General features: G+C 39.4%; 5 protein-coding genes. 3 read left to right on the top strand and 2 right to left on the bottom strand.

Annotation, left to right across the window (positions count from 1 at the left end; translation table 11 throughout):
* Positions 1-38: 38 nt before the first annotated feature.
* Both fabF and K5G00_RS04630 read right to left on the bottom strand, forming a co-directional pair.
* Positions 39-1,283: a beta-ketoacyl-ACP synthase II gene (gene fabF, locus K5G00_RS04625; RefSeq protein ID WP_238764606.1), complete on the bottom strand. Its 1,245-nt coding sequence runs from the start codon at positions 1,281-1,283 to the stop codon at positions 39-41.
* A gap of 51 nt (positions 1,284-1,334) precedes the next feature.
* On the bottom strand, positions 1,335-1,895 hold the full coding sequence (locus K5G00_RS04630) for a TetR/AcrR family transcriptional regulator (RefSeq protein WP_238764608.1): 561 nt from the start codon (positions 1,893-1,895) through the stop codon (positions 1,335-1,337).
* 348 nt (positions 1,896-2,243) lie between these two features.
* Between K5G00_RS04630 and K5G00_RS04635 the strand changes: the two genes are divergently transcribed.
* The 3 genes from K5G00_RS04635 to K5G00_RS04645 all read left to right on the top strand — a co-directional run bounded on the left by K5G00_RS04635 (position 2,244) and on the right by K5G00_RS04645 (position 6,291).
* Positions 2,244-3,260, top strand: coding sequence for a YeeE/YedE thiosulfate transporter family protein (locus K5G00_RS04635; protein WP_238764610.1), 1,017 nt, complete (start codon positions 2,244-2,246; stop codon positions 3,258-3,260).
* Positions 3,261-3,661: 401 nt separating this feature from the next.
* Positions 3,662-4,591, top strand: a complete 930-nt coding sequence (locus tag K5G00_RS04640) for a magnesium transporter CorA family protein (RefSeq protein WP_238764612.1) — start codon at positions 3,662-3,664, stop codon at positions 4,589-4,591.
* 710 nt (positions 4,592-5,301) lie between these two features.
* Positions 5,302-6,291, top strand: coding sequence for a CehA/McbA family metallohydrolase (locus K5G00_RS04645; RefSeq protein WP_238764614.1), 990 nt, complete (start codon positions 5,302-5,304; stop codon positions 6,289-6,291).
* The last annotated feature ends 217 nt before the right edge of the window (positions 6,292-6,508 follow it).

The raw sequence follows: 6,508 nt of genomic DNA on the forward strand, positions 1-6,508 counted from the left end.
AATCCGGAAGGACGACAAGACAAAATAAACGAAACCATCTATTCTATTTTTTTGAAAATGGTTGAAACCGTATGCCCTCCAAAACCAAAAGTATTACTCATTGCTGCATTTATTTCCGTTTTGACCGGCTTTTGAAGTACGATATTTAAGCCTCCCGGAATTTCCGGGTCAATATTTTTAGTATTAATGGTAGGCGGCACCTGGTTACATTCAACAGCTTTCACCGTTGCAATAGCTTCAATGGCACCGGCTGCGCCTAACAAATGCCCGGTCATTGATTTTGTAGCGCTTACAAATACTTTTTTTGAGGTCTCCCCAAAAATCTTGTCGATTGCCAGGCACTCTCCGATATCTCCAACCGGGGTCGATGTAGCATGTGTATTGATGTAGTCCACCTCTTCGGGTTGCATTTTTGCATCAGCAAGTGCGTCAGTCATGGCCAGTTCTGCACCAACCCCTTCAGGATGAGTAGCCGTAACGTGATAAGCATCCGCAGCGGCTCCGTATCCAACCAATTCGCAATAAATTTTTGCACCGCGCTGTAATGCATGCTCCAACTCTTCCACCATCAGCAAACCGGCACCCTCCCCCAGCACAAACCCATCGCGTGCAAGATCAAACGGGCGAGATGCTGTTGCTGCATTTTCGTTGTTTGTTGACATTGCTTTTATGGAATTAAAACCGCCAACGGCAGCTTTTGTTATGGCAGCCTCCGAACCTCCCGCCAATACAATATTCGCTTTTCCCAAACGGATTTGATCAAAAGCGTTTGCAATGGCATGGTTCGACGAAGCACAGGCGGAAACCGTAGCATAATTAATTCCACGAAAACCATAACGAATGGAAATATGTCCGGATGCAATATTCCCAATCATTTTTGTAATAAAAAAAGGACTAAATCGCGGAACCTCATTATTTTGCCCAAAAGCCAAAACTTCTTCTTCATACGATTGTATTCCTCCTATTCCGGTAGCAAGAATTACACCCACTTTATTCAAATCTGTCTTTTTAAGATCCAGGTTTGAATCGTGCAAACACTCTTCACTTGCAATTAATGCATATTGTGTATACCTATCCAGTTTTCGGGCCTCTTTTCGATCAAAATAATTCAGAGGATCAAAATCTTTTACTTCGCAGGCAAATTTAGTTTTGTGATTTATCGGATCAAACCGGGTTATTGGGGCGGCGCCGCTCTTCCCGGCAAGCATATTTTCCCAGTAGGCATTTACATTATTTCCAATGGGAGTCACAGCGCCCAGTCCGGTAATTACTGCTCTTTTCATATCAATAATTTTTATGATTTCTACTCGATAAATTGAGATTAACGTATTATTTTAAGGTCTTAAATCGTCAAGAATAGATTGGCAATAGTTTTTATAGTCCAAATTTCCCAAAACAGCCGACAATTGTAAACTGGCTACCAAACTTGAAAAAATCACCATTGCTTTACTTTCAGCACTATCGGCAAAAGCAAATACCCCCTTGTTTTTGCCTCGCTCCAGAAGAAAGGCCAGCCATCTTAAAATCATGTCAACCATTTTCTTTAGCTCTTTTTGTGTTGATTCATCCAAGGTTTTTACATCCGGGCTCAAAGAACCAACCAAACATTTCTTTTTTTCGCGACGGCTTTTTACATATATCTTCACAAATGCATCCAGTTGTTGCCATTCATCAAAATTCCGGCTTTCCATATTTTCTACCATTTCTTCAAAACGCTGAATATTTGTTTTCACAATACTCGTTACCAGATTTTTTTTGGATGGAAAATAATAATGAATAGCGGCATTCTTTATACCAAGCTCAGTAGATATATCCTGATAACTAAAAGCATTGTATCCTTTTGTTCGTATCAGGTTTTCACCCAACTCCAGTATCTTTTCCCGTGTTACCGACATCCATTCTTTTATTATAATTTCGAAACAAATATACTTACTACTAAGTAAAAAACAAATATCTAAACTTTTTATTACTAGTATATTTATAAATTTCAACTATTACCTTACATCAAAAGATACTTACTTAATCATCAGTGGAAACAATAAAAAAAAACAGATAAAGTACGATAACAAATTTTAACGCATTCAGAAAAACACCACCCAAAACTTTTAGTACCTTTGCTTTTCATTTAAAGCCGACTAAAATTTCAAAACAATCTTTAACTACTGATTCGCTGGTTTTGCGGACTGATTTATTTGTCTGTTTGCGCAAATGATGTGAGAAACAAACATATTAAAACAAATATTATGATTCTAACTGTATTTCTGGGATTCATCTTTGGCGGTATTCTTCAGTATGCTAAACTGAATAAATTTAATACTATCAGCGGTGTAGCAACGTTGAGCGATTTAACAGTAGCCAAAGCCATTGCCATGGCTGTAGGACTTGGCGCAATTCTATTGAATGTTTCTATTGGGATGGGATGGGCCGGCTACCACGTAAAACCTTTTGTTGTAGGGGGCATTATTCTCGGCGGCCTTATTTTTGGTGTAGGCATGGCTATTTTAGGATATTGCCCGGGAACGCTTGCCATTTCATTAGGTGAAGGTTCTACCGATGCGCTCGTAGGTATAATTGGCGGTTTATTTGGCGGTTTAATTTACACTGTGCTACTTCCGTCTATCCAGGGAATTTTAGGTCCTGATCTTGGCAAAATATCGGTAAACAGCATCGCAGGGGGGAACTCAGCAGCATTTTATGCTGCCACCGTTGTGCTCGGATTAATTTTTATTGGCATTGCTTTTGGCGTCCACAAAATAGAGAAACGCCCTGAAAAAAATATGAAATGGCTACTTGCCGGTATTTTACTTGCCTTGTTAAATACCATCGTCTTTTCAAAAGGTGTCAGTAACCGCCCCATCGGTGCATCAACCACATTTCCGTATGTAGCCGATTGGCTAAGCGGATTTACCAGCAACAGTTATTTTGAAAAAATTCAGGTTCCAGGAAACTGGGAAGTTTTCTTTTTATTGGGAGCGCTTCTATCGGGATTGATTCTCTCCCTGATTCGGGGAGAATTTAAAATTCAGCTGATTCATGAAAACTGGGTAAAATACAAAAACAATTCTGTTGTATCACGTGCCATTTGGGCATTTATTGGTGGATTTGTTTTGATTTTCGGCGCCCGCATGGCCGGAGGCTGCACCAGTGGACACGTAATTTCCGGAGGAATGCAACTCGCTATAAGTAGTTTGGTTTTTGCTGTATTTGTCTTTGCCGGACTGTTGATCACCGGACGTGTTTTCTATGGTAAAGCAAAATAGAAAGAATTTTAAATAGAAAACGATTAAGCAACTGACTAAAGTCCCAAAAGATGTGCAGCTCTGTTTCACCGGCATAAATGCCGTTGTTATTTAGTTTTCACATAGCCTGTTCGGCTGGGTATTCGCCTTAAAGTCCAAATCAAAAGGGCTTTAGTCCGGTATGACGCAACAAAAATAGTGTTCGCAAATAGCGACTCTTTGTATTACTCCAAGCTTCACTTCAAAAAAAATAAGCGACCTCGGGTTCTTTTTCCCGATAGAAAAGTTACTTTTGCAGCGTCAATAAAAAATTATCACAAAATATGGACGAAGGCCCGTATCATACGAAATTTAAAGTAATAACCAGTCTGTAAAGGGCATTCGCAGTCTCTTTACAGGTAAAAAACGTAAGGAGGCGAACCATGATTAAAATCTTCAAAACGTTCGGGGGGTATGTTGAAATACCTAAAATTGAAAAAGGATGCTGGATTAACGTAACGGCACCAAACACCTCAGAAATTCAACGCTTAAAGGACGACTTCAGATTACCGGATGACGTCATCCGTGACATTTTGGATGCCGACGAACGACCACGTGTGGAGTTCGACGACGACTGGACCTTGATAATTATGCGAATTCCGGTAGAGAATCAAAATAACGGAGTTCCGTTTTACACCATTCCGCTGGGAATTTTTATCCGAAACGGATTTACGCTTACCATCAGCTTACAAAATAACGAGATTTTACCCAGCGAGCAGCCTTCGCCTTTTCGGGATCAATACCAGCAAATTACCGACAATTACAATTTTATATTACGGCTGTTTGTTCGCTCAGGCAGCATGTATTTGCGTTACCTGAAACACATCAATCAGCAAACCACAGCCATTGAACAGGATTTGGAAAAATCGATCAAAAACCGGGAACTCAACAAGTTGCTAAAAATGGAAAAATGCCTGGTGTATTTTATAACTTCCATAAAAGCCAACGAAATTGTACTGGCCAAACTACGAAACGCAAAAAAAATAACCACCGAAATTAATGAAGATTTGCTTGAAGATGCCATCATCGAAAATAAACAGGCGCTGGAAATGGCCCAAATTTATTCCGATATACAAAGCGGAATGATGGATGCCTTTGCTTCGGTTATCTCCAACAATCTGAATGTAGTAATGAAACAACTCACCATTGTTTCCATTCTTTTAATGATTCCTACGTTAATTGCCAGCTTTTTCGGAATGAATGTGCCTAACCTGTTTGAAAATTCGCCGGGTGCTTTTTGGCTTATTGTTCTGGCTTCCATGTCATTATCATTCATGGGCGTTGTTTTTCTCCGAAAACGACACTGGTTTTAGTCCTTCCGGATAGCAACAGGTTGCTAACATCCAACCGCTCAAATGGTTATTGGAGTCATCTTTTTGTCAACAATTCCAACAAAGTTTAGCTTTTTATTTTACAGGAATAAAAAAACATCTTTGGCTTCCTACACCTGTAAAAAAGGCACACCGGTTACCTCATGTATCGCGGCCCTTTTTTCTCCTGACCGGGGAAGGCGACAATGTTCAACTGATTTATCATCAGCCATACAACAGGGGAAAAATAAGAAACACGGGAGGAGTAACTTCTTACCGGGTGATGAATAATTTAACCATGAGGATTCTGTTTTAATTTGCTTGCCCCCGCAAAATAAGACAAAAATAAATTAACACAACACCGACTCATTTTCAGAATATTAGCAAGAAAAGCATTAATCGTGGTAAACCAGTTATATTTTTTAAAAAGCATCCTCAACAGGACTTTGCCGGAGTCCCACGCCCCGCCCGTAACCCGCTCAGCATTTAAATCAGGCTGCAAAAACTCATATTACAGGTCTGTTTATGTTCCATTATTGCTCACTTTAAACTATTTTTAAACCAGAAAAACCAAATTATACCAACAATGAAAAAGCCCAAAACAATACATCTGCGTCTCCTTACTCAAACTATTTTTCAGTTACGGTTATCTTTCTTTTTAAGAAGTCTTTCATTCGGCAAAAAACAGTAAGTCAATAATATAAAATAAATCAATGATGAAAAGACGTAATTTTTTTAAACTGACTGGAATCTCCGTCGTATCGACACTCGCATCAAAAGTTTTTGCATTTCAGGAAAAAGGAAATATCCAACATAAAAAAACACTGACCAATCCTTTTGAAACGAAAGGAAAATGGTACAAAGCTGCCCTGCATGTGCATACCACCAGCAGCGACGGCGATGTGGATGTTGCAACACGTTTAAAACAATACAGAGAAAAAGACTTTGATATTGTAGCAATTACCGACCACAGAACAACAAATGATCTATCAGGCTTTTCCGACAAGAATTTTTTGGCTTTGAGCAGCATTGAGTTTCATCCTGAAACTTATTCAGGAGCTCCTACCCATCATTTGTTGGGCTATGGATTACCACATCCATACGCTTATAATGGTGATTTATCCGCACAGGAAATGATAGACGATATAAAAAGTAAAGGCGCAAAAGTATTTTATGCGCATCCGTACTGGACCGGGCATACTTACATTGAAATGACCGAAGTATCAGGGTATCTGGGAGTAGAGGTGCATAATGAGGTATGCCAGGATGCTAACAGTGGAAGCGGGCGAGTGCATTGGGATCAAATGTTGAATAAGGGATATGTATTATCAGGTTTGGCGAGCGACGACGTACACAAAAGTAGCGAGGTGGGCAAAGCATGGACAATGATAAAGGCCGATAAATTAGACGATAAAAGTATTCTTGCAGCACTGGAGCTTGGCGCTTTTTATGCTTCCTCAGGCCCCGAAATAAAAAATTACCAATTAAACAGCGAAGGGGTAATAAAAGTAGAATGTTCAGCTGTTAAAAAAATAGTATTTAGAACAAGCGGAGCCGGTAACGGAAGTGTATTTAAAGCTAAAAACGGGAATGATCTCAGAAGCGCGGAATGGGATTTGAGCAAAAAGAACCCCAAATGGGTAAGATGCGAAGTGACAGACAAAAATGGCAATACTGCGTGGACAAATCCTATCTTTCTGTAAAATAAAATGGTTAGAGGTATTTGGGAAGGAAACAATTGGTATCTTCCCAAATACCTGTTAAAAATTCTTTTGTTTACTGATTATTCTCAATACTCCACTTTCTGTATTGCTCTTTTAGCTCCTTTACTTTTTCAGGAAATTGGTCAGCAACATTTTTTATTTCACCGGGATCGCTTTTTATATTTACCAGGAAAAGTGAGTCTTTGGGTAAAAAATT

Origin of the sequence: Maribellus maritimus (assembly GCF_022267315.1) — a bacterium.
GTDB lineage: Bacteria > Bacteroidota > Bacteroidia > Bacteroidales > Prolixibacteraceae > Draconibacterium > Draconibacterium maritimum.